The sequence below is a fragment of the Nocardioides coralli genome (assembly GCF_019880385.1).
Lineage (GTDB): Bacteria > Actinomycetota > Actinomycetes > Propionibacteriales > Nocardioidaceae > Nocardioides > Nocardioides coralli.
The window spans coordinates 2,170,144-2,192,878 of the sequence record NZ_CP082273.1; the positions used below are offsets into that span (position 1 = coordinate 2,170,144).

The 22,735-nt window shown below is 71.5% G+C and carries 20 protein-coding genes and 1 pseudogene; 1 reads left to right on the forward strand and 20 read right to left on the reverse strand.

Annotation, left to right across the window (positions count from 1 at the left end):
• Positions 1 to 87: 87 nt before the first annotated feature.
• Positions 88 to 627, reverse strand: a complete 540-nt coding sequence (locus K6T13_RS10580; RefSeq protein ID WP_222894543.1) for a hypothetical protein — start codon at positions 625 to 627, stop codon at positions 88 to 90.
• Positions 612 to 4,172 (reverse strand): DNA polymerase III subunit alpha, encoded by a 3,561-nt coding sequence (dnaE, locus tag K6T13_RS10585; protein WP_222894544.1) that lies wholly within the window; start codon positions 4,170 to 4,172, stop codon positions 612 to 614. Before dnaE ends, K6T13_RS10580 begins: the two co-directional genes overlap by 16 nt.
• A 205-nt stretch (positions 4,173 to 4,377) precedes the next feature.
• On the opposite strand from dnaE, the gene K6T13_RS17450 reads away from it, so the two are divergent.
• Positions 4,378 to 4,770 (forward strand): VOC family protein, encoded by a 393-nt coding sequence (locus K6T13_RS17450; RefSeq protein ID WP_249423730.1) that lies wholly within the window; start codon positions 4,378 to 4,380, stop codon positions 4,768 to 4,770.
• A 30-nt stretch (positions 4,771 to 4,800) separates the two neighbouring features.
• Here K6T13_RS17450 and K6T13_RS10595 read toward each other — a convergent pair whose 3' ends face one another.
• The 18 genes and pseudogenes from K6T13_RS10595 to K6T13_RS10680 form a co-directional block, all read right to left on the reverse strand.
• Positions 4,801 to 5,544 carry a GNAT family N-acetyltransferase gene (locus K6T13_RS10595; protein WP_222894546.1) on the reverse strand — a complete coding sequence of 248 codons (744 nt, stop codon included), beginning with the start codon at positions 5,542 to 5,544 and terminating at the stop codon, positions 4,801 to 4,803.
• A complete protein-coding gene (locus K6T13_RS10600; RefSeq protein WP_222894547.1) occupies positions 5,534 to 6,469 on the reverse strand; it encodes an RluA family pseudouridine synthase in 936 nt (311 codons plus the stop codon). Before K6T13_RS10600 ends, K6T13_RS10595 begins: the two co-directional genes overlap by 11 nt.
• The gene (gene lspA, locus K6T13_RS10605) at positions 6,466 to 7,029 is read right to left on the reverse strand and encodes a signal peptidase II (protein ID WP_222894548.1); all 564 of its coding nucleotides are present in this window, start codon (positions 7,027 to 7,029) and stop codon (positions 6,466 to 6,468) included. The genes K6T13_RS10600 and lspA overlap by 4 nt, the downstream gene beginning before the upstream one ends.
• Positions 7,002 to 8,066: a TraR/DksA family transcriptional regulator gene (locus K6T13_RS10610; protein WP_222894549.1), complete on the reverse strand. Its 1,065-nt coding sequence runs from the start codon at positions 8,064 to 8,066 to the stop codon at positions 7,002 to 7,004. The genes lspA and K6T13_RS10610 overlap by 28 nt, the downstream gene beginning before the upstream one ends.
• A 204-nt stretch (positions 8,067 to 8,270) precedes the next feature.
• Positions 8,271 to 9,026, reverse strand: a complete 756-nt coding sequence (locus K6T13_RS10615; RefSeq protein ID WP_222894550.1) for a DivIVA domain-containing protein — start codon at positions 9,024 to 9,026, stop codon at positions 8,271 to 8,273.
• 96 nt (positions 9,027 to 9,122) lie between these two features.
• Positions 9,123 to 9,416 (reverse strand): YggT family protein, encoded by a 294-nt coding sequence (locus K6T13_RS10620; protein WP_222894551.1) that lies wholly within the window; start codon positions 9,414 to 9,416, stop codon positions 9,123 to 9,125.
• Between the two features lie 7 nt (positions 9,417 to 9,423).
• Positions 9,424 to 9,909, reverse strand: a complete 486-nt coding sequence (locus tag K6T13_RS10625; RefSeq protein WP_222894552.1) for a cell division protein SepF — start codon at positions 9,907 to 9,909, stop codon at positions 9,424 to 9,426.
• 58 nt (positions 9,910 to 9,967) lie between these two features.
• Positions 9,968 to 10,666 (reverse strand): YggS family pyridoxal phosphate-dependent enzyme, encoded by a 699-nt coding sequence (locus K6T13_RS10630; protein WP_222894553.1) that lies wholly within the window; start codon positions 10,664 to 10,666, stop codon positions 9,968 to 9,970.
• Positions 10,663 to 11,352, reverse strand: coding sequence for a peptidoglycan editing factor PgeF (gene pgeF, locus K6T13_RS10635; protein ID WP_222894554.1), 690 nt, complete (start codon positions 11,350 to 11,352; stop codon positions 10,663 to 10,665). The genes K6T13_RS10630 and pgeF overlap by 4 nt, the downstream gene beginning before the upstream one ends.
• 277 nt (positions 11,353 to 11,629) lie before the next feature.
• Positions 11,630 to 12,575 (reverse strand): annotated as a pseudogene (ftsZ, locus tag K6T13_RS10640) (cell division protein FtsZ); the annotation flags it as partial.
• 183 nt (positions 12,576 to 12,758) lie between these two features.
• Positions 12,759 to 13,511, reverse strand: coding sequence for a cell division protein FtsQ/DivIB (locus tag K6T13_RS10645; RefSeq protein WP_222894556.1), 753 nt, complete (start codon positions 13,509 to 13,511; stop codon positions 12,759 to 12,761).
• On the reverse strand, positions 13,508 to 14,929 hold the full coding sequence (murC, locus tag K6T13_RS10650) for a UDP-N-acetylmuramate--L-alanine ligase (RefSeq protein ID WP_222894557.1): 1,422 nt from the start codon (positions 14,927 to 14,929) through the stop codon (positions 13,508 to 13,510). Before murC ends, K6T13_RS10645 begins: the two co-directional genes overlap by 4 nt.
• Complete coding sequence (murG, locus tag K6T13_RS10655) at positions 14,926 to 15,996, reverse strand: undecaprenyldiphospho-muramoylpentapeptide beta-N-acetylglucosaminyltransferase (RefSeq protein ID WP_222894558.1); 1,071 nt, start codon at positions 15,994 to 15,996, stop codon at positions 14,926 to 14,928. The genes murC and murG overlap by 4 nt, the downstream gene beginning before the upstream one ends.
• 12 nt (positions 15,997 to 16,008) lie before the next feature.
• Positions 16,009 to 17,244: a putative lipid II flippase FtsW gene (gene ftsW, locus K6T13_RS10660; RefSeq protein ID WP_222894559.1), complete on the reverse strand. Its 1,236-nt coding sequence runs from the start codon at positions 17,242 to 17,244 to the stop codon at positions 16,009 to 16,011.
• A gap of 25 nt (positions 17,245 to 17,269) precedes the next feature.
• Positions 17,270 to 18,724 (reverse strand): UDP-N-acetylmuramoyl-L-alanine--D-glutamate ligase, encoded by a 1,455-nt coding sequence (gene murD, locus K6T13_RS10665; RefSeq protein WP_222894560.1) that lies wholly within the window; start codon positions 18,722 to 18,724, stop codon positions 17,270 to 17,272.
• 12 nt (positions 18,725 to 18,736) lie between these two features.
• Positions 18,737 to 19,822 (reverse strand): phospho-N-acetylmuramoyl-pentapeptide-transferase, encoded by a 1,086-nt coding sequence (mraY, locus tag K6T13_RS10670; RefSeq protein ID WP_222894561.1) that lies wholly within the window; start codon positions 19,820 to 19,822, stop codon positions 18,737 to 18,739.
• Positions 19,819 to 21,189: a UDP-N-acetylmuramoyl-tripeptide--D-alanyl-D-alanine ligase gene (locus K6T13_RS10675; RefSeq protein WP_222894562.1), complete on the reverse strand. Its 1,371-nt coding sequence runs from the start codon at positions 21,187 to 21,189 to the stop codon at positions 19,819 to 19,821. Before K6T13_RS10675 ends, mraY begins: the two co-directional genes overlap by 4 nt.
• Positions 21,186 to 22,706, reverse strand: a complete 1,521-nt coding sequence (locus K6T13_RS10680) for a UDP-N-acetylmuramoyl-L-alanyl-D-glutamate--2,6-diaminopimelate ligase (protein WP_249423731.1) — start codon at positions 22,704 to 22,706, stop codon at positions 21,186 to 21,188. Before K6T13_RS10680 ends, K6T13_RS10675 begins: the two co-directional genes overlap by 4 nt.
• Positions 22,707 to 22,735: the final 29 nt, after the last annotated feature.

Here is a 22,735-nt window from a genome sequence, read left to right on the forward strand (position 1 = left end):
GGTTCTCCCTGGCTAGGACTCGAGACTGGGACGCACGGCGAGACCCGCCGGTTCCTGATGCCAGAACTCTACTCGCGGGCGGCCGCGCTATCCGCGGGACCGCCGATTTGGCGCGAGTCCGATGAAGACGGCCGCCAGTCCTGCCGTGGCCCCGAGCGGGAACGCCGCGAAGGGGCTGTCGCCCGACACTGCGAGGGTCCCCGGGAGTCGCGTGCCGTCGGGTGCCGAGGCCGCCGCGAGCTGCGGGTCGGGTGGAGCGAGGGCCGTGCCGACCCACAGCATCAACCACCCGGCGAGTGTCGCTCCGACCGCCACCGCGACCAGCGTGACCAGCTCCACCCGGTCGAAGAGCCACCCGCACGCAGCGCCCAGGACCAGCCCGCCGACGGCGCCCACGACGACGTAGAGGGCTGTGCCGGAGAACACCCCGCGCACCCCCTCGAGATCGGGGAACCACGTCCCGTCCGCGACGCTCCCGCTCGGTGCGGTCCACCACCACTCCCACAGCACGCCGCACAGCGCTCCCCCGACGGCGAACAAGGCGAGCACCAGCGTGACGTCGCGCAGCAACCACCAGCGTGAGACGTGGGGCGTGGGGTGGGTCTGCTCGCTCAGCTCTGCAGACACCCGGGCCCCAGCAGCTGCTTGAGATCGGCGAACAGGGCCGGTGTGGGCGAGACCCGCAGGCGGTCGTCGAGGCGGAGCAGGGTGGTCGTCCCCCGGGAGAGCAGCCGCAGGTGGACCTCCGTCACGCCCGGGTGGCTGCCGAGGACCTCCTTGAGGTGGTCGACGACGGGAGCGGTGCACCGCGTCGAGGGCAGGCTCACCACGACCGGGCCGCTGGGACCGTCGCTCAGGTCGGGAACGGTGACCTCCTGCGCGTGGATCTCGGGCTGGTCCTTGCTGCGGGACAGCCGGCCGCGGATGGTCAGGATCGCGTCCTCGGTGAGCAGCGTGCTGGCGAGCTGGTAGGCGCTGGGGAACAGGAGCACGTCGATCGCGCCGTCGAGGTCCTCCAGCGTGACCATCGCCCAGGTGTCACCCCGCTTGGTGATCTTGCGCTGGACGCCGGTGACGAGCCCGCTGATGGTGATCGGGCTGCCGTCGGCACGGTCCTCGTCGAGCATCAGCTGCCCGATGGTGCAGTCGGTGCCCTTGGACAGCACGTGCTCGAGTCCGAGCAGCGGGTGGTCGGAGACGTAGAGGCCGAGCATCTCGCGCTCGTGACCCAGCAGGGTCATCTTGTCCCACTCGTCGATGTCGGGGATCGTCACCGCGATCCCGAAGCCCGAGTCGCCGTCGTCGCCGAGGCCGTCGAAGAGCGAGTCCTGACCGATCGCCTCGTTGCGCTTGATGTCGACGTACTGGTCGACGGCCGTCTCGTGGACGTGGACCAGGGCACGACGGTGGTGCTTCATGTCGTCGAACGCACCGGCCTTGACCAGCGACTCGATCACGCGCTTGTTGCAGACCAGCGCCGGCACCTTGCCCATGAAGTCGTTGAAGTCGGTGTAGCGGCCCTGCTCCTCCCGGGCCTCGACGATCGCCGCGACGACGTTGCTCCCGACGTTGCGGATGGCGGTCAGCCCGAAGCGGATGTCGTCGCCGACCGGCGTGAAGGTCGCCTGCGACTCGTTGACGTCGGGCGGGAGCACCTTGATCTTCATCCGGCGGCACTCGTTGAGGTAGATGGCCATCTTGTCCTTGTCGTCCTTGACGGACGTCAGGAGCGCGGCCATGTACTCGGCCGGGTAGTGCGCCTTGAGGTAGGCGGTCCAGTAGGAGATCAGGCCGTAGGCCGCGGTGTGCGCCTTGTTGAACGCGTAGTCGGAGAACGGGACCAGCACGTCCCACAGCGCCTTGATCGCGCGGTCGGAGTAGCCGTTGGCCCGCATGCCCTCGGAGAAGGGGACGTACTCGGCGTCGAGCACCTCCTTCTTCTTCTTGCCCATGGCGCGGCGGAGCAGGTCGGCCTGGCCGAGGCTGTAGCCCGCGACCTTCTGGGCGACCTTCTGGACCTGCTCCTGGTAGACGATCAGTCCGTACGTCGTGCCGAGGATCTCCTCGAGCGGCTCCTCGAGCTCGGGGTGGATCGGCGTGATCTCCTGCTTGCCGTTCTTGCGCAGGGCGTAGTTGGTGTGGGAGTCCACGCCCATCGGGCCGGGACGGTAGAGGGCCAGGACGGCCGAGATGTCCTCGAAGTTGTCGGGCCGCATGAGGCGCAGCAGGCCACGCATCGGGCCGCCGTCGAGCTGGAAGACGCCGAGCGTGTTGCCGGTGCCGAGGAGCTGGTAGGAGGGCTGGTCGTCGAGGGGCAGGTCCTCCAGGACCAGCACCTCACCGCGGTTGGCCTCGACGTTCTTCACCGCGTCGTCGAGGACCGTGAGGTTGCGCAGCCCGAGGAAGTCCATCTTGATCAGGCCCAGCGACTCGCACGTCGGGTAGTCGAACTGGGTGATGATGGCGCCGTCGGCCGGCCGCTTCATCAGCGGGATGACGTCGAGCAGCGGCTCGCTCGACATGATGATGCCGGCGGCGTGGACGCCCCACTGCCGCTTGAGCCCCTCGAGGCCGATGGCGGTGTCGACCACCGTCTTGACGTCGCCGTCGCTGTCGTAGAGAGCCCGGAACTCACCGCCCTCGCCGAACCGTCCGTGGGCGGGGTCGAACAGGCCCTTGAGGGGGACGTCCTTGCCCATCACCGCCGGGGGCATCGCCTTGGTGATCCGGTCACCCATGGCGAACGGGTAGCCGAGGATCCGCGAGGAGTCCTTGACGGCCTGCTTCGCCTTGATCGTGCCGTAGGTGACGATGTAGGAGACCCGGTCGTCGCCGTACTTCTCGGTGACGTACTTGATGACCTCGCCCCGGCGACGCTCGTCGAAGTCGATGTCGAAGTCGGGCATCGAGACGCGGTCGGGGTTGAGGAAGCGCTCGAAGATCAGGCCGTGCTCGAGCGGGTCGAGCTCGGTGATCCGCAGCGCGTAGGCGACCATCGAGCCGGCCCCCGAACCCCGCCCGGGACCGACCCGGATCCCGTTGTCCTTGGCCCAGTTGATGAAGTCGGCGACGACCAGGAAGTAGCCCGGGAAGCCCATCTGGGTGATGACGCCGATCTCGTAGTCGGCCTGGCGGCGTACGACGTCGGGGACACCGCCCGGGTAGCGGGCCAGCAGCCCCCGGTCGACCTCCTTGACCAGCCAGGAGTCCTCGTTCTCCCCCGGCGGGCACGGGAAGCGCGGCATGAAGGTGCCGTTGCCCTCGCTGAAGGAGACGTCGCACCGCTCCGCGATCAGCAGCGTGTTGTCGCAGGCCTCGGGCAGCCCGTTGCGCTCACCCCACAGCTCGCGCATCTCGGCGGCGGACTTGATGTAGTAGCCGTCGCCCTGGAAGGCGAACCGCTTGCCGCCCTTCTCGTAGGGCGGCTCGCTCATCACGCTGCCGGAGGAGACGCACAGCAGGTGCTCGTGGGAGGCGGCGTGCTCCTTGAGCACGTAGTGGGAGTCGTTGGTGGCGATCGGTGGGATGCCGAGGTCCTTGCTCAGCCGGAGCAGGCCGTCGCGCACCCGGTTCTCGATGCCGAGCCCGTGGTCCATGAGCTCGAGGAAGTAGTTGTCCCGGCCGAGGATGTCCTGGAAGTCGCCGGCCGCCTGGCGCGCCTTCTCGTAGTCGCCGATCCGCAGCCAGACCTGGACCTCGCCGGAGGGGCAGCCGGTGGTGCCGATCAGTCCCTCGCCGTGCTCGGCGAGCAGCTCCCGGTCGGCCCGGGCGTTGTAGAAGTAGCCCTCCATGCTGGCCCGGCTGCTGAGGCGGAACAGGTTGTGCATGCCCGTGGTGTTCTCGGCGAGCAGCGTCATGTGGGTGTAGGAGCCCGACCCCGACACGTCGTCCTGGCCGCCGTCGTTCCAGCGCACCCGCTTCTTCTCGAAGCGGGAGGTGTTGGGGGTGAAGTAGGCCTCCATGCCGATGATCGGCTTGACCCCGTGGGCCTTGGCCTTGGACCAGAACTCGTAGGCCCCGAACACGTTGCCGTGGTCGGTCATGGCGATGGAGCCCATCCCCAGCTCAGCCGTCCGCCGGAAGAGGTCGTCGAGCCGCGCCGCGCCGTCGAGCATGGAGTACTCGGTGTGGACGTGGAGGTGCGCGAAGGAGTCGCTGGACGAGCCGGCCATCGGTGGTCTGGGCACTCCCCTCGGGGGTTCGGACGAGCAGGCAGGGGCCACGACGCCGGGCGCCGCGGGGTGTCGCTGGGGGAAGGACTCGAAGCCTACGACAGTCCGGGGACAGGCACCGGCAGACCCGCCGTTGACGTCGGCCCCACAGGGGAGTTGGCTGGAGGTGTCGGCGGCGGGGAGTGCCGATCAAGAGGAGAGAGCAGTGTCCGGAAAGGTAGTGCACTTCGAGATCCCGTTCGACGACAGCGACCGGGCGGGGAAGTTCTACGGCGACGCCTTCGGCTGGCAGATCATGCCGATGCCTGAGTTGAGCTACACCATGGTCTCGACCGGCCCCTCGGACCAGGAGACCGGCCCCACCGAGAGCGGTTTCATCAACGGAGGGATGTTCCAGCGCAGCGACGAGTTCCCGGCCAAGGGCCCCAACATCGTCATCGACGTCGAGAGCATCGACGACGCCCTGTCGAAGGTGAAGGACGCCGGCGGCAGCGAGGTCGTGGGCAAGATGCCGGTCGGTGACATGGGCTTCACCGCCTACTTCGCCGATCCCGAGGGCAACGTGCTCGGGCTCTGGGAGAACGCGCAACAGGGCTGACCCAGGACACAGCGGCGCGCTCGGCCAGTGTCACCCTGGTGACACCTGACGACCGCCCTGGTCCCCCCTCGCGCCGTCCGCGGCGTCGAGGCTCTCGGTGATGATCGCGTGCACGATCCGCGCGACTCGCCCCTCCCCCAGCTCAGGGGCCCGTGCAGCCAGCCGCCGCACGATCTCCTCCTCGCGCTCCGGGCTGCGCTCGCGGGACGGCTTGACCTCCTGGGTCGCCCGCGTCAGCGCGTGGCGCCGGGCGAGCAGGTCACCCAGCTCGTCGTCGACGTCGTCGATGAGGCCGCGCAGGAACGCCAGTGGGTCCCGTCCCGGCCACGCCATGCGGATGTCGGGAGCACCTTCCTCGTTGCCCGAGCCGTCGGTGCGCTCGAGCTCGATGAGGCCATGGCGACGGTAGAAGCGGCGGGCACCCTCGTTGGACTCGAACACCCAGAGGCAGAAGCCGTCCGGCAGCTCCGCCTTGGCGACGCCGAGCAGCGCCTCCCCGACGCCGTTCCCGGTCTCCCCCGGCGCCAGGTAGAGGTCGTCCAGCCAGCCGTCGGTCGTCGCCAGGTAGCCGACCGCCCGCCCGGCACGCTCGGCCACCCACCCGCGGGTGTCGCCTGCCAACCGGTCGCGCATCCAGCGGTGGGCGCTCGACCGGTCGTGCACCATCGGCGGCAGGCTGCCGACGTTCCCCTCCCTGGAGTCCACGTGCAGGTCGGCCAGCGTCGGCGCGTCGTCCAGCGTCGCGGGGCGCAGCTCGACCTGGTCAGTGGGCATCGCGGATCGCGTCGAGCGCGTGCTGGAGGTCGTCAGGGTAGGTCGACTCGTACTCGACCCGGTCCCCGGTGTCGGGGTGCTCGAAACCCAGCCGCACGGCGTGGAGCCACTGTCGCTCGAGTCCGACGCGCTTGGCCAGCACGGGGTCGGCCCCGTAGGTGAGGTCGCCGACGCACGGGTGCTTGAGCGCCTGCATGTGGACCCGAATCTGGTGGGTGCGGCCGGTCTCGAGAGTGATCTCCAGCAGACTGGCGAACCGGTGCGCCTCGAGCGTCTCGTAGTGGGTGACGCTGTGACGACCGTCGGCCATCACGGCGAACTTCCAGTCCGACTTCGGGTGCCGGCCGATCGGGGCGTCGACGGTCCCCTCGAGCGGGTCGGGGTGACCCTGGACCAGGGCGTGATAGGTCTTCTCGACGTCACGGCGCCGGAAGGCGTTCTTGAGCAGCGAGTAGGCGTGCTCTGACTTGCAGATCACCATGACGCCGGAGGTCCCCACGTCGAGGCGCTGCACGATGCCTTGCCGCTCGGACGCGCCGCTGGTCGCGATGCGGAAACCCGCACCCGCCAGGTGACCGACCACCGTCGGTCCCGACCACCCGGGCGACGGGTGGACGGCGACGCCCACCGGCTTGTCGATCACGACGATCGAGTCGTCGTCGTGGATGATCTTGATGCCCTCGACGATCTCGGGGACCACCTCGAGCGGGTCACTCACGACGGGAATGCTGACCTCGAGCAGGGTGCCGGGCTCCACGCGGTGGCTCTTGGCCACCTCGGCGCCGTCGACGCGGACGTGGCCGTCGCTGATGAGATCGGCCGCGCGGGTCCGGGAGAGCCCGAACATCCGGGCCAGGGCGGCATCGACCCGCTCCCCCTCCAGACCCTCGGGAACCGCGAGCGTGCGGTGATCGGCCTGGGTCACGTCGCGGACTCCTCCTCGCGCGGCCTGCCGTCGAGGGCCACACCGCGGAAGGTCTGCAGCAGGATCAGCGCGGCGGCGACGTTGATGCAGATGTCGGCCACGTTGAACACCGGCCAGTGGGGCAGCATGAACATGTCGACGACATGGCCACGCAGCGGGCCCGGCTCGCGGAAGAGGCGGTCGGTCAGGTTGCCGGCAACACCACCGAGCAGCAGGCCCAGCGCGAGCGACCAGCCCGGCGTGCCGATCCTCCGCGCGAACCACAGCACGACCAGCACCGCGGCGATCGCGAGGCAGCTGAGGGCGACGGTGTAGTTGGTCCCCGTGCTGAACGCCGCGCCCGGGTTGCGGGTCAGGTGGAGCACGAACCAGTCGCCGAGGACGGCGACGTCACCGTCGGCCAGCCGGGTGACGGCGAGCTGCTTGGTGACCAGGTCGACGGCGTACGCCACGACGGCCACGACGCCGAAGAGACCCAGCAGTCGCGGTGAGGGGGTCTGCGGGGCTTCCTGACCGGGGTTGTCGGCGTCGCTCAGCGACGCTCCTCGCGCTGCTTGCATGTCATGCACAGTGTGGCACGGGGGAAGGCCATCACCCGCATCTTGCCGATGGGGTTGCCGCACGACTCGCAGATGCCGTAGGTGCCGTCCTCGATCCGCGCCAGCGCGCGGTCGATCTGGGCCAGCTTCTCGCGCTCGTTGTTGACGACCGTGAGCTCGTGGTCACGCTCGAAGCTCGTGGCGCCCATGTCGGCCTGGTCGTGCCCGGCGCCGTCACCGGAGTCGCGCATCAGCCCCGCCAGCTCCTCCTCCTGCTCCGCGAGGGTAGAGGCGACCTTGTCCCGGATCTCGGTCAGCTCGTCGCGGACCTCCTTGATCTCCGCCTTGGTCCAGGCGCTCTCCCCGGCCTTGACGACCAGCGGACTGACCTTCTTGGCCGCCGACTTCCTGGCAGGGGCCTTCGTGGCCGCCTTCTTGGCAGCAGCCTTCGTGGCGGCCTTCTTGCCCGACTTCGCGGCAGGTGCTGCCTTGGCCGACTTCTTCGTGGCCGACTTCTTCGTGGCCGGCGCCTTCGTGGCGGGTGCGGACTTGGTCGCGGTCGCCTTCTTGGCCGGGGCTGCCTTCTTGCCCGCGGCCCTCTTGGTCGGTGCCGCCTTCGTGGCCGTCTTCTTCGCGGCCGCCTTCGTACCCGTAGCGGTCTTGGTCGGTGCCGCCTTCTTCGCCGCCGACTTCGTGGCCGGCGACTTCTTGGCCGGCGACTTCTTGGCCGGCGACTTCTTGGCCGCGCCCTTGGTCGCGGGCGCCTTCTTGGCCGATGCCTTGGTCGCGGGCGCCTTCTTCGCGGGAGCCGCCTTCTTGCTGGCAGCCTTCTTGCTGGCCGCGGTCGCCGCTGCCGCAGCCTTCTTGGTGGCCGGCGCCGTCTTCTTGGCAGCCTGCTTCGCCGCCTTCTGGGGGGCCTGCTTCGCCGTCTTCGCAGCCTGCGCGGTGGTGCTGCCCGTGCGGGCGCCGTTCGCCGAGCCGGACGACTTGCGACGTATCGCCTTCCGCGCGGCCGACACCGCCGAGCCGGCGATCGACCTCCTGGTGCTCCGAGCCATGACTGGGGGCCTCCTCATCCCGTGCCACGCGTGGCGGCCGCCACAGTGTCGGCGGAACAGTAGCCCGCGCAGGGGGTCGCTTCAAGGAGGCCACGCCCAGGCGGGCGCCCTCCGCAGCCATCGCGGCACAAGCGTCGGGCCCGGCTCACCCTGGGGGGTGAGCCGGGCCCGGTGACGTCGCTTCGCTGCTCTCCTGTGTGCGGCTCAGCCTTCCTCGTCGCCGAGGATCGACCGCAGCCGCTTGGGCTGCGGGTCGCCGTGGCCCGAGGACGCCATGCCCTCACCCGGCGAGTCCAGAGCCTCGAGCTGCTGGGTGAAGTAGGACTTGAGCCGGGCGCGGTACTCGCGCTCGAAGGACCGCAGGTTCTCGACCTCGCCCTTGAGCTTGTCGCGCTCGCGCTCGAGGTCGCCGAACATCTGCTGGCGACGCTCGGCGGTCTCACCGTCGAGCATCTCGGCGCGACGCCGTGCGTCCGCCTCGAGCCGGTCGGCCTTCCCCTTGGACTCGGAGTCCATCCGCTCGGCCTTGGTCCGCGCCTCACCGACGATGCGGTCGGCCTCGTTCTTGGCCTCCTCGACGAGCTCGTCAGCATTGCGCGTGGCGATCTCGAGGAGTCGTGCCGCGGCGCTGGAGGCCTCGGGCACGGTCTCGACGCGGAGGGTCTCCACCGACGACGACGCTGCCGCGCTCACCGGTGCGGCGGGGGCGGGCTCCGGCTCGGGCTCCGGCTCCGGCTCGGGCTCGGGTTGCTTCTCCACCACCGGCGTCGGCGCCGTGACCGGAGCACCCGACTGAGCCGCGGACAACTTCGACCGCAGGTCGTCGTTCTCCTTCGTCAGCCGCGCGAGCTCGGCCTCCACCTCGTCGAGGAACTGGTCGACCTCTCCCATGTCGTAGCCCTCACGGAGGCGAACGGGAGTAAAGCGCTTGTTGCTCACGTCCTCAGGCGTCAGCGGCATGACCTCACCCAATTCATTGATCGGTGTTGCAGAAGCTCTGTCTTGGGAACAATAGCGCCTGACCTCCCCTCGGTCAGGGAGACCGGCGCAGGCACGTCACACGAGTAGGACCCTCTCCACCACCACCAGCAAGAGGTAGGCGCCGATGAGGACGATGATGAAGCTGAGGTCGAGCGCGACGGAGCCGAGCCGAAGCGGCGGGACCACCCGACGCAGCGCCTTGATCGGCGGGTCGGTGACCGAGTAGACGATCTCGAGCACCACCAGCAGGAAGCCGCTCGGTGACCACGAGCGCGCGAAGACCTGGACCCAGTCGACGATGAACCGGATCCACAGCAGTGCGATGAAGGCCCAGAGCAGACCATGGAGGATCTGCCCGACGACATACACCCGGCGCTCAGCTCTGGTTGAAGAAACCGCCCTCGGCGAGGCGCTGCTTGTCCTCGGCAGCGACGGTCACGTTGGGGGGCGAGAGCAGGAACACCTTGTTGGTCACGCGCTCGATGCTGCCACGCGTGGCAAACACCAGGCCGGCAGCGAAGTCCACGAGCCGCTTGGCGTCGTTGTCGTCCATCTCCGAGAGGTTCATGATCACCGGCACCCCCTCGCGGAAGTTCTCGCCGACGGTGCGAGCCTCGTTGTAGGTACGGGGGTGCAGGGTGGTGATACGCGACATCTCGGCAACGATTCCAGTCGGTCCCGAGCCCGGCTTGCGCCGCTCGGAGAGGTCGGACACAGGGGCGGGTCGGGACTCCATCGCCGAGGACCGGCCAGGGACCGACGGCGTGTCGGCGGTCTCGTAGTCGCTGTCGTAGTCGTCGTACCGGCCGGTGTCCTCGAGCAGGCCGAGGTACTCGCCGATCCTGCGCATCGCGCCGCTCATGACGTCGTCATCCTCCGGTGTCCCGGCGCCCACGAGGGCGCTGTTGGTGTGTGTGACATTACTTGTCCCCCGGCCGCGGACCGAGGATTGCGGAGCCGACGCGCACGTGTGTCGCACCGGCACGGACAGCTGTCTCCAGGTCACCGGACATGCCGGCGGACAGCGTGGTGGCGCCCGGACGGGACGCCACGAACTCCTCACGGATCCTGCGCAACCGCGCGAACGCGGCCGTCGGGTCCTCCCCCAGCGGCGCCACCGCCATCAGGCCGCGCAGCTGGAGCGATCCCGCTTCCTCGACCTGGGTCGCCAGCGCCTCGAGCTCGCTGGGATCGGCCCCCGCCCGACCGTCGGCGTCCGGCGGGTCCAGGCTCACCTGCAGCAGCACCTCGAGCGTGCGTCCGTGCTCGTGTGCACCACGTTGCAACCCGCGCACGAGCTTGGCCCGGTCGACGGACTCCACGACGTGGGCGTAGGACGCCACCGCCGCCGCCTTGTTGCTCTGGAGTCCCCCGATGAAGTGCCACGTCAGCGGGAGGTCCGCGCAGGCGGCGACCTTCTCGACCGCCTCCTGGTGACGGTTCTCGCCGACGTGGCGGACTCCGAGGTCGGCGAGGATGCGCAGGTCGGACTCGGGGAAGAACTTGGTGACCACGACGGTCGTGACCGCTGCGGGGTCGCGTCCGGCCTCGGCGGCGGCCCGGTCGATCCGGTCGCGCACCCGCCCCAGTCCGGCGCGCACGTCGTCGGCCCGGCTCACGGGTGCATCCAGACCACGCCGGCGAAGCGGGTCGCGGCGTCGCCGTCGCGGCGGTGGGAGGGGTAGGCCTCGTCCTCGAGGGTGCAGGCCCCGGCCTCGTGGACCGTCCCGACGCCGGCCGCGGCCAGCTGGGTCCGGACGCCGGCACCGAGGTCGAGCGCGGGGGTGTCCCAGCTCGTCGTGGACCAGGCCTCGGGGACGGCGGCGGCCACGGCCGAGCGCATCTCGTCGGGGACCTCGTAGCACGCACCGCAGACCGAGGGTCCGACCCAGGCGGTGAGCTGCTCGGCCCCCAGCGCCCGCATCTGCTCCACCGACGCCGGGACCACGCCGGCCACCAGGCCCTGCCGACCCGCGTGGACGGCCGCCACGACCCCGGCATCGGGGTCGCCGAGCAGGACGGGCACGCAGTCGGCCGCACGCGCGAGGAGGGCGACGTGGGGACGAGTGGTCACCAGGCCGTCGGCGACGGGTGGTTCCGCCGGCACCGCGTCGATGCGCTCGACGTCGGCGCCGTGGACCTGGCGCATGATCACCGGCGTCGCGCCGGTGGCCGTGGCGACGGCCTCCAGGCCGGCCCGGCGTACGTCGGCGTCGGCCCGGTCACCGAGGTCGAGCGCACGCTCGGTGAAGGCGACCTCGACGACGAGGCCGCCTTCGATCCGGTCGTGCAGTCGGAGCGTCACTTCAGGAAGTCAGGCACGTCCAGGTCGTCGTCGTCGAACTGCACCTGCCGCGGCTGCGGCTTGGGGACGGCTGGTTCGCTCGGCTGCGGCCGGGACTGCTGGACGGGCTGGGACTGCTGGGCGGGCTGGTCGGCCGGTGCCTGCTGGCTGGGCCTCGGACGCGACGGCGCCTTGCTCGCGGCCAGGGCGTCGACCGCGGCCCGCGTCTCGGCCTGGCTCTGCTTGGGGGCGGTCGAGGAGCCGCGGAGCAGCCCGCCCTCCTGACGCCGCTTGGGCATCCCGCCGTCGAAACCGGCCGCGATGACCGTGACCCGGACCTCGTCGCCGAGGGCGTCGTCGATGGTGGCGCCGAAGATGATGTTGGCCTCGTTGTGGGCCGCCTCCGACACCAGGGCTGCAGCCTCGTTGATCTCGAAGAGGCCGAGGTCCGAGCCGCCGGCGATGGACAGCAGCACGCCGTGCGCGCCCTCGATGCTGGCCTCGAGCAGCGGGGAGGACACCGCCATCTCCGCCGCGGCGACCGCACGGTCCTCCCCACGGGCGGAGCCGATGCCCATGAGGGCAGAGCCGGCGTTGGCCATGACGGACTTCACGTCGGCGAAGTCGAGGTTGATCAGGCCGGGGGTGGTGATCAGGTCGGTGATCCCCGAGACGCCCTGCAGCAGCACCTGGTCGGCCTGCTTGAACGCGTCGAGGACGGAGACGTTGCGGTCGCTGATCGAGAGCAACCGGTCGTTGGGGATCACGATGAGGGTGTCGACCTCCTCGCGCAGCGCGGAGATCCCCTCCTCGGCGGAGTTGGCGCGGCGCCGGCCCTCGAAGGCGAAGGGTCGGGTGACGACACCGATCGTCAGCGCGCCGAGCGAGCGCGCGATGCGTGCGACCACCGGGGCACCGCCCGTGCCGGTCCCGCCGCCCTCGCCCGCGGTCACGAAGACCATGTCGGCGCCCTTGATGACCTCCTCGATCTCGTCGGCGTGGTCCTCGGCGGCCTTCTCGCCGACGTCGGGGTTCGCTCCCGCGCCGAGGCCCCGGGTGAGCTCGCGACCGATGTCGAGCTTGACGTCGGCGTCGCTCATCAGCAGGGCCTGCGCGTCGGTGTTGATCGCGATGAACTCGACGCCCTTCAGACCGACCTCGATCATCCGGTTGACGGCGTTGACACCGCCGCCGCCGATGCCCACGACCTTGATGATCGCCAGGTAGTTCTGCGCTGCTGCCATGGCGGTTTCGCCTCTCGATTCCTGGTGCTCTTCTTGGATGTCGGTGTCCGGCTCGGCCGGCGAACTGTAACCCTGAGCCTGAGGGTTATAGTTATGTCAACCTCGCGTTGGGGAAGAACCTAGGCAGCCCGCACGGCGAACGGGCGCAGACACGCCGCGGGCGCGGCGATTGAGTAGGTCCGGTCAGCGACGCACGGTCGGCTGGCCCGGCACGCTGACGTCGTACGTCGACCCGCGCTGCGAGAGCAGGCTGGTGAGGACCTCGGCCTTGAGCTCGGACTCCTCCGCGCTCCCCCACACCACCCGGCGGCCGTCGCGCAGCTCGAGCTCGATCTGGTCGACCGTGGCGACCTCGACGTGGTCGACGGTGGCCGCGAGCTCGTCGGGCAGGGAGGCCACCACCGCGGCGGCCTCCCGCAGGGCGTCCCGGCCGGCGTCGGCCGAGGTCTGCACGCGCGGCAGGCCGGCAGCCGGGCCGAAGTCGTCGAAGACCACGCCCTCGAGGTCGAGCCCACGCACCCGGCCGCCGATCTCGACCACGGCGATGGCGACGCGCTCCTCCAGCCCGATCCGGATGGTGTCGGGCCACTGACGCGTGACCTCCACGTCACGGACCAGTGCCAGGGCCCGGACCCGGGACCGCACCGCCGCCAGGTCGACGCGCGCCAGCGGCTGGCCACGCGTCACGTCGGCGACCTCACGGACCTCCGACTCGCCCAGGTGCTGCTCGCCGTCGACCTCCACCGCCGCCACGGCCAGCACGGAGGAGAAGAGGAACAGCCAGCCCGCGCCGACGACCAGTGCCAGCAGGAGGACGCCCGCCAGCACCCACCGCCACGTGAGCCAACGGCGCGACCACTGCCTGCGGGCGAAGGCCCGACGGCTGCGTTCGGAGGCGGTGACGGTGGAGTCCGACCGCAGCACTCCCCTGCTCATCGGGCCTCGCCGGACTCGAGGAGCGCGAGCACCGCCGGCGGCAGCTCGGTGACGTCGCCGGCACCCAGGGTCAGCACCAGGTCGCCCGGCCGCGCCCGCTCGACGAGCGCGGCGGGTACGTCGGAGAGCACCGGGACGAAGGCGACCCGGTCGGCCGGCAGCGGGACCGCCTCGGCGACGAGGGCGCCGGTGACCGCCGGGTCGGGGTCCTCCCGCGCGAGGTAGACGTCGGCGACGACCACCTCGTCGGCCGCCCCCAGGGCCTCGCCCATCGCCACGCCGTAGCGGGCCGTCCGCGAGACCAGGTGTGGCTGGAAGGCCACGACGACCCGGCCCTCCCCGGCAACACCGCGGGCAGCGGCGAGGTCGGCAGCGATCTCCTGCGGCATGTGGGCGTAGGAGTCGAAGACCCGGACCCCCCGGGCCTCGCCGCGAGGCTCCATGCGGCGGCCGCTGCCGGTAAACGACTCCAGTCCGGCGCGCAGGTCGTCGAGCGCGTAGCCCAGGCGCAGTCCGAGCGCCAACGCTGCGAGGGCGTCGAGGACGTAGTGGCGACCCGGGATCTGGAGCTCCACGGTGCCGAGCGACCGACCGCCGTGGTGGACGGCGAAGCGGGACCGTGTGCCCTCGAAGGCCAGGTCGGTCGCGCGGTAGTCGACGTCGTCGCCGGTGCCGACCCGGACGACCTCGAGGCCGCGGTCGCGCGCCGGGACGGCGAGCGCGGCCGCTCCGGGGTCGTCGACGCACAGCACGACGAACCCGCCCTCCTCGACCCGGTCGAGGAACTCGACGAACGCCGCCCGGTAGGCCTCCTCGGAGCCCCACTGGTCGAGGTGGTCGGCCTCCACGTTGGTGACGATGGCGGCGTGCGGCCCGTAGACGAGAAAGGCACCGTCCGACTCGTCGGCCTCCGCGACGAACCACCGGCCGGCTCCGGCATCGGCGTTGCGGCCGGTGGCCCGGAGCACGCCGCCCACGGCGTAGGTCGGGTCGGCGCCCGCCGCGAGCAGGGCGACCGTCAGCAGCGCGGTCGTCGTGGTCTTGCCGTGGGTGCCCGCCACCGCGAGCACGTCGTCGTCGACCATCAGCGATGCCAGCCCGGCCGACCGGGGCAGCACCCGCAGGCCGCGCCGGCGTCCCTCGAGCACCTCGGGGTTGTCCTCGCGCGCCGCCGTCGTGACGACCAGCGTGTCGGCCTCCCTCACGTTGCCGGCGTCGTAGCCGATGGTGACGGGGACCCCGAGCTCGCGCAGCGGGGCGAGGAAGGGCGTCTCGTTGTTGTCGCTGCCCGTCACGGTCACGCCGCGGCGCGCCATGATCCTGGCGATACCAGAAAGGGCAGCGCCGCCGATCCCGACGAAGTGGACGCGGCCGAGCCGGTCGGCCGGGAGGAGCTCGGCGGGGACCGGGATCCTCATCCGGCGCACTCCTGCACGATCCGCGCGAGCTGCTCGTCGGCGTCGCGCGGGATGAGGGCCGAGGCCGCGGACCCCATGGCCGCCAGCCGCTCCGCGTCGGTGGCAAGCTCCGGCACCGCACCGGCGACCCACTCCGGCGTGAACGCGCCGTCGGCGACCAGCAGCCCGCCACCGGCGTCGACCACCGGGCGCGCGTTGAGCTCCTGCTCGCCGTTGCCGATCGGCAGCGGGACGAAGACGGCCGGCAGCCCGACCGCAGCCGCCTCGGTGACGCTGCTGGCACCGGCGCGGCACACCACCAGGTCGGCGGCGGCATAGGCGAGGTCCATCCGGTCCACGAAGGGGACGGTGAGGTAGGGGACGTCGGTCGGCTCCGGGGTCGCCTCCCCCTGGGGCCCGACGACGTGGAGCACCTGGACGCCCGCGTCGGCCAGGGCGGTCGCGGCGCCCGCGACGGACTGGTTGAGGCGGCGCGCCCCCTGGGAGCCTCCGGTCACCAGGAGCGTGGGCCGCTCGGGGTCGAGACCGAAGAACGCCCGTCCCTCGGCCCGGGAGGCGGCGCGGTCGAGGGTGGAGATCATCCGGCGGATCGGCAGCCCGACGTACTCCGCCCCCGGCAGCGGGGTGTCGGGGAAGCTCACCGCCACGCGCCCGGCCACCCGGGCACCGACGCGGTTGGCCAGTCCGGGCAGGGCGTTCTGCTCGTGGACCACGAGCGGCAGCTTCCGCCGGCGGGCGGCGAGGTAGGCCGGCATCGAGACGTAGCCGCCGTAACCCACCACGACGTCGGGACGCACCCGGTCGAGGACGTCGTACGTCGCCCGCACGGCCCCCCGCAGCCGCAGCGGCACCCGTGCCAGGTCGGCGTTGGGGCGCCGTGGCAGGGGTACCGGCGGGATCAGCTCGAGCGGGTAGCCGGCCTCCGGGACCACCCGGTTCTCGAGACCCCGCGGGGTGCCGAGGCAGGTGATCTCGACGGAGCCGTCGAGCCGGCGCAGGGCATCGGCGGTGGCGATCAGGGGCGAGGTGTGTCCGGCGGTGCCGCCGCCGGCGAGGAGAACGCGCATGACCGGGTCAGCCTAGGGGGTGGGACGGCCGGCCCCGGCCGCCAGCCCGGCCGACCGCTGCCGCCGGCGTTGCGCCAGCGCCCGCGACGCCTCCGGCTCGCGTCGGGCGAACCCGATGAGGAGCCCCAGCGCCACCAGGGTCGGCAGCAGCGCCGAGCCGCCGTAGGAGATCAGGGGCAGCGGGATGCCGATGACCGGCAGCAGCGCCAGGACCATGCCGACGTTGACGATCATCTGACCCAGCAGCCAGGCCACGATGCCGAAGGACATGTAGCGGACGAACGGGTCGTCGGTCTGCATCGCGACCCGGATCGCGGCGAAGGCCACCGTCAGGAAGAGCGCCACCACGAGCAGGGTGCCGACCAGGCCGAGCTCCTCGCCCAGCACCGCGAAGATGAAGTCGGTGTGGGCCTCGGGCAGGTCGCCCCACTTCTGCCGGCTCGCGCCGATCCCCTCTCCGAACCAGCCCCCGCTGGAGAGCGCGTAGAGGCCGTGGGCCGGTTGCCAGCCCGAGACGTAGTAGTCCTTGAAGGGGTCGACGAACGTCGTCAGCCGTTCGCGGCGCTCGGGGCTGGTGGTCGCGAGCCAGATCGCCACGACGCCGATCACCGACATCGCCAGGCTGAACAGCCGGGCCGGCGCCCCGACGACCCACAGCATCGCCAGCAGGATGGCGAAGAGCACCAGGGCCGTGCCGAGGTCTCGTCCGACGATGACGAGCACCGTGGTGCCGAGCAGGACGGGGACGACGGGGAACATCACCTGGTGGAGCGAGCCGAGACGGCGTTCCTTCTGGGCGTAGACGTGGGCGGCCCACAAGACGATGGCCAGCTTGGCGATCTCCGACGGCTGGATCTGCACCGGTCCCACGGCCAGCCAGTTCTTGTTGCCGTTGACGACCACCCCGAACTGCGCGGTCAGTGCGAGCAGCACGATCGAGACCACGATCGCCACCCACGAGATCTGCCGGATGGCCTGGTAGGGCAACCGTGAGGCGATCCAGGCGCAGGGGATGCCGATGGCCACCCACACGAGCTGCCGCTTGACGATGGCGTAGGAGTCACCGTCGTGCTTCTCGAAGGAGTAGACGCTCGAGGCCGACAGCACCATGATCAGGCCGATCGTGAGCAGCAGCGCCGAGGCCCCCACGAGCAGGTAGTAGGAGGTGAGCGGCCGCGCCAGCGCCTCGCGCAGCACGGCGAACGGACCGAGGGACCGGGTCTGGTGGGGGTTCGCGGTCGTCGTCACGCGGAGCCACCCCTCTCCCCTGGTCTCAGACGCTGCCTGTCTGCCGCCTCACCTCGGCGGCGAAGGCATCGCCGCGCTCGGCGTAGCTGGTGAACATGTCCATCGACGCGCACCCGGGTGCCAGCAGCACGGTGTCCCCGGGACGGGAGAGCTCCGCGGCCGCCGACACGACCCGCGCCATCGGACCGTGCTCGGGATCAGTCTCGTCCTCGCCGACGTCGATGACCGGCACATCGGGGGCGTGTCGCGAAAGGGCCTCCGCGATGACGTGGCGGTCGGCACCGAGCAGGACCACGCCGCGCAGCCGTGAGCCCACGGCCTGCACCAGCTCGTCGAAGCGCGCCCCCTTGGCGAGGCCGCCGGCGACCCACACGACGGGGTCGTAACCCTGCAGCGAGGACTGCGCCGCGTGGGGGTTGGTCGCCTTCGAGTCGTCGACCCAGGTCACGCCGCCCGCCTCGGCCACCGTCGCGATGCGGTGGCCGTCGGGGCGGAAGCGGGACAGGCCCGCCCGGACGGCGGCCTGCGACACGCCGTGGCTGCGCGCCAGCGCCGCGGCAGCCAGGGCGTTGGCCACGAAGTGGGGTGCCGGCGAGGCGAGGTCGTCGATGGTGCAGAGCTCCGCGGCACTGGTCGCCCGCTCCTCCACGAAGGCGCGGTCGGCGAGGATGTCCTCGACGAGGCCCACCATCCCCACCGCCGGCATGCCCAGGGTGAAGCCGATGGCTCGCGCCCCCTCCACCACGTCGGCCTCGCGCACCAGCTGCTCGGTGACCGGGTCGGCGACGTTGTAGACGCACGCACGCTGGACGCGCTCGTAGATCCGGCCCTTGTCGGCGGCGTAGTCCGCCATCGAGGCGTACCAGTCGAGGTGGTCCTCGGCGACGTTGAGGACCGCGGCCGACTCGCAGCTGAGCGAGTGGGTGTAGTGGAGCTGGAAGCTCGACAGCTCCACCGCGAGCACGTCGAGCGGGGCCGGGTCCATCACCGCCTCGACCACCGGGCGGCCCACGTTGCCCACCGCCGCGCTGCGCAGACCCTCGGCGCGCAGGATCGCGTCGAGCATCTGCACGGTGGTGGTCTTGCCGTTGGTGCCGGTGACCGCGAGCCAGGGCGCGGCGTTGTCGGGGTCGCGGAGCCGCCACGCCAGCTCGACCTCGCCCCAGACGGGCACCCCTCGCACCTCGGCCTGGCGCAGCAACGGATGATCCGGTCGCCAGCCCGGGCTGACGACGACCAGGTCGGTGTCCTCCGGGAGGGTCAGGGTCGCGCCCTCGCCCAGCCGCACCTGGGCCCCGAGCACCTCCAGCAGGTTCGCCTGCTCGGCGCGGGTGTCGGTGACGCGCTCGTCGAGGGCGGTGACCTGCGCCCCCAGGTGGGTGAGGTTGTCGGCAGCAGCGAAGCCGCTGACACCGAAGCCCGCGACGGTCGCGCGGACCGCGGACCAGTCGCTGGTGCGGTGGTGGTGGGTGAGGTCCATGGTGATCTCCGCCTAGTACCCGGCGACCCACTCGGCGTAGAAGACGCCCAACCCCGCGGCGACGCACAGGCCGGTGATGATCCAGAACCGGATGACGACCGTCACCTGCTCCCAGCCGAGCATCTCGAAGTGGTGGTGGATCGGAGCGATGCGGAAGACCCGTCTGCCCGTCCCGGTCAGGCGTTTCGTCGTCTTGAACCAGCTCACCTGCAGCATCACCGAGACGGTCTCGAGCACGAAGAGTCCACCGAGGACGACCAGCAGCAGCTCGGTCCGGGTCAGGATGGCCATGCCGGCCAGGGCACCGCCCAGGGCGAGCGACCCCGTGTCGCCCATGAAGATGGCCGCCGGCGAGGCGTTCCACCACAGGAAGCCGAAGCAGGCTCCGGTGATCGCGGCGGCGATGACCGCCAGGTCGAGCGGGTCGCGGACCTCGTAGCAAGTGCGCCCGGGGGTGAGGTCGCAGGACTGGTTGTTCTGCCAGATGTTGACCAGTGTGTAGGCGCCGAACACCATCACCGAGGCACCGGAGGCCAGGCCGTCCAGGCCGTCGGCGAGGTTCACGCCGTTGCTGGTGCCCGCGACGATCAGCCAGATCAGCAGGACCACGATGACTGCGGGCAGCGTGAACGACTCGAAGTCACGGATGAAGGAGAGGTGGCGGCTGGCGGGGGTGAGCTCGCGGTCGTCCTCGAGCGCCGGCAGCAGCGCGACGATGCCGAAGGTCAGGGCGACCACCGTGAGGCCGATCATCTTCGCCTTGCTGCGCAGCCCGAGGCTGCGTTGCTTGACGATCTTGATGAAGTCGTCGAGGAAGCCGACCATGCCGCACCCGACGAAGAGGAAGACCAGGAGCAGGGCCGAGGCCGAGGGCATGTCGAGCGTGATCAGCTTGGCCAGGAAGTAGCCGAGCACCGCCGCGAGGATGATGACGACGCCGCCCATCGTGGGGGTGCCGCGCTTGGTGTGGTGGGTGGTGGGTCCGTCGTCGCGGATCTCCTGCCCGTAGCCGAGGTTGGTGAACGCCCGGATCGCCACCCGGGTGCCGAGCAGCGAGATCAGCAGTGCGAGTCCTCCGCCGAGCAGGATCGCCCTCACCGGCCACCCTCCCCTTCCGTCAACAGTCCGTCAGCCACGTGCTCGAGGGCCGCGCCCCGGGATGCCTTCACCAGGACCACGTCGTCGGCAGCAGCATTCTGCTGCACCACTGCGAGCGCCTCGTCACGGCCCGCCGCGAGCACCGCATCACCCTGCCAGCCCGCGACCCCTCGTGCACCTTCGGCGATGCCGGCGGCCGTCTCCCCCACGGTGACGAGCAGGTCGATGCCAGCCTCGCCCGCGTGGCGACCGACCTCGACGTGGGCCGACCGGGTGTCGTCACCGAGCTCCAGCATCTCGCCCAGCACCGCGATCGTACGGCCGCGTCGACGGGCCCCGATCTGGGCGAGGCTGTCGAGGGCGGCGGTCATCGAGGCGGGGTTGGCGTTGTAGGCGTCGTTGACGACCACGAGCCCGTCCCCCCGCTGGTGGAGCTCCATCCGCCACCGGCTCGCGGGTTGCGCTCCGGCGAGGCGCTCGGCCACCACGGCGGGGTCGAGCCCGATGGCGATCGCGAGTGCCGCCGCGGCGGCGGCGTTGGGGACCTGGTGGGCGCCCGACTGGGTCAGCGTGACGGGGTGGCTGCTGCCGGCGTACGCCAGGACGAAGGTGGGTCGGCCGAGGTCGTCGAGCTCGACGTCGCCCCAGGAGACCGTCGCCGAGCGGCCGAAGTCGAAGACGCGTGCCGTCGTCCGGCTCGCCATCGCGGCGACGAGGTCGTCGTCCGCGTTGAGCACTGCCGTACCCCCGGCCGACAGGGCCTCGACGATCTCGCCCTTGGCCTGCGCGATCGCCTCCCGGCTGCCGAACTCGCTCAGGTGCGCGGTCCCGACGTTGAGGACCGCGGCCGCCTCCGGTGGTGCGATCCGGCAGAGGTCTGCGATGTGGCCGACCCCCCGAGCGCCCATCTCCACCACGAGGTAGCGGGTGTCGGCCGTGGCCTCGAGCACGGTCAGCGGCACGCCGATCTCGTTGTTGTGGTTGCCGCGGGTGGCGACCGTCGGGCCGGCCCCGGCCAGCACGTGCGCGAGGTAGTCCTTGGTCCCGGTCTTGCCCTGCGAGCCGGTCAGCGCCAGCACCCGGGCCCCGATCGTGTCGACCACGTGACGGGCCAGCGCGCCCAGGGCCACCACCGGGTCGGCGACCACGACCGTGGGTGCGGTCGTCGCTCGGCTGCCGAGCACGGCGTGGGCGTCGCCGGCGTAGTCGTGACCGTCGACGCGCTCCCCCACGACCGCCACGAAGAGCCCCGCAGGCTCCGGGGCGCGCGAGTCGACGTAGGCGCCGCCGGTGACGAGGAGGTCGGGATCGCCGTGGACCTCGCCGTCGACGACGCCGGCGATGTCGGCCAGGGACATCGGGATCATCGGCGGGCGAGCTCCTCGCGGGCGACGTCGCGGTCGTCGAAGGGATGCACCTGACCCGCCACCTCCTGGCCGGTCTCGTGACCCTTGCCGGCGATCAGCACGATGTCGCCGGCCTCTGCCCGCTCCAGAGCGCAACGGATCGCCTCGCGGCGGTCACCGACCTCGAGCGCCTGGGCCGGGCCGCCGCGCGTCCCCTCCAGCAGCGCGGCCCGGATCGCCGCGGGGTCCTCGCTGCGGGGGTTGTCGTCGGTCACGACCACGACGTCGGCCAGACGGCCGGCGATCTCACCCATCACCGGGCGCTTGCCGGGGTCGCGGTCACCGCCGGCACCGATCACGACGATCAGTCGCCCCTCGGTCAGGGGCCGCAGCGTGGCGAGCGCCGACTCGACCGCGTCGGGCTTGTGGGCGTAGTCGACGACGACGGCGAAGTCCTGCCCCGCCTCCACCCGCTCCAGCCGGCCCGGCACCCCCGCGCCGGCGGCCATCGCGCCGGCCACGTCGGCAGCCGGCAGCCCGGCCTCCGAGCAGCCCGCGATCGCCGCGAGGGCGTTCGCGACGTTGAAGTCCCCGGGCAGGGGTACGCCGGACTCCGCCCGGAACCCGTCGGGGCCGTGCACCACGAACCGGCTGCCGGTGGCCGACAGCTCCACGTCGGTGACCCACCAGTCGGCGTCGTCGCCGCGGGTGGAGAAGGTGCGCAGCGGGATCGTCGCCTCCGCCAGCAGGCGCCGGCCGTGGGCGTCGTCGACGTTGACCAGACCACGACGGGCGCGCTCGGGGGTGAACAGCGACGCCTTCGCCGCGAAGTAGTCCTCGAGGTCGGCGTGGAAGTCGAGGTGGTCGCGGCCGAGGTTGGTGAAGACCGCCACGTCGAAGACGACGCCGTCGACCCGCCCCATGACGAGGGCGTGGCTCGAGACCTCCATGGCGCAGCCGGTGACGCCCTGCTCGCGCATCATCGCGAAGAGGGCGTGGAGGTCGGGCGCCTCGGGCGTCGTCAGCGACGTCCGCACGTCCTGGCCGGCGACGCGGGTGCCGTTGGTGCCGATGACGGCCGACGTGACGCCGGCAGCCTGCAGGGCTCCCTCGGCGAGCCGGGTGGTGGTCGTCTTGCCCTGGGTGCCGGTGACACCGAGCAGCCGCAGGTCGGTCGCGGCGTCCCCGTAGACGCGGGCCGACAGGCCGCCGAGGACCGCGCGGGGCCGGTCGACCACGAGCAGCGGGACCGGAGGTGCCTCCGCGGCCCCCGCCTCGTCGGTGAGGATCGCGACGGCCCCCGCCTCGAGCGCGCCGGCGGCGTAGGTGATCCCGTGGGCGCGGCTCCCGGGAAGTGCGGCGTACAGGTCGCCGGGCCGGACGCGCTGCGAGCTGAGCGAGATGCCGGTCACGCCCGTCGTGAGGTCGCCGTCGGTGCGGGCCGTCGCGCCGTGCTGCTCCAGCCACTGCGCGAGGTCAGCCAGGGGGGTCGTGGTGGGTCGCGCGGGACGGGTCCGGGACAGGTCGTCGCTCACCACGCCGTGAGGGTATCCGAGCCCGGACGGCC

Coding starts and splice junctions, on each gene's coding strand:
- K6T13_RS10625 (WP_222894552.1), bottom strand. CDS start 9,909: ATGAGCGGCGCGATGCGCAGGATCGGCGAGTACCTCGGCCTGCTCGAG.
- murC (WP_222894557.1), bottom strand. CDS start 14,929: ATGAGGATCCCGGTCCCCGCCGAGCTCCTCCCGGCCGACCGGCTCGGC.
- K6T13_RS10610 (WP_222894549.1), bottom strand. CDS start 8,066: ATGGCTCGGAGCACCAGGAGGTCGATCGCCGGCTCGGCGGTGTCGGCC.
- lspA (WP_222894548.1), bottom strand. CDS start 7,029: ATGCAAGCAGCGCGAGGAGCGTCGCTGAGCGACGCCGACAACCCCGGT.
- murD (WP_222894560.1), bottom strand. CDS start 18,724: ATGGACCTCACCCACCACCACCGCACCAGCGACTGGTCCGCGGTCCGC.
- K6T13_RS10615 (WP_222894550.1), bottom strand. CDS start 9,026: ATGCCGCTGACGCCTGAGGACGTGAGCAACAAGCGCTTTACTCCCGTT.
- K6T13_RS10645 (WP_222894556.1), bottom strand. CDS start 13,511: ATGAGCAGGGGAGTGCTGCGGTCGGACTCCACCGTCACCGCCTCCGAA.
- murG (WP_222894558.1), bottom strand. CDS start 15,996: ATGCGCGTTCTCCTCGCCGGCGGCGGCACCGCCGGACACACCTCGCCC.
- K6T13_RS10595 (WP_222894546.1), bottom strand. CDS start 5,544: ATGCCCACTGACCAGGTCGAGCTGCGCCCCGCGACGCTGGACGACGCG.
- dnaE (WP_222894544.1), bottom strand. CDS start 4,172: ATGGCCGGCTCGTCCAGCGACTCCTTCGCGCACCTCCACGTCCACACC.
- K6T13_RS10675 (WP_222894562.1), bottom strand. CDS start 21,189: ATGATCCCGATGTCCCTGGCCGACATCGCCGGCGTCGTCGACGGCGAG.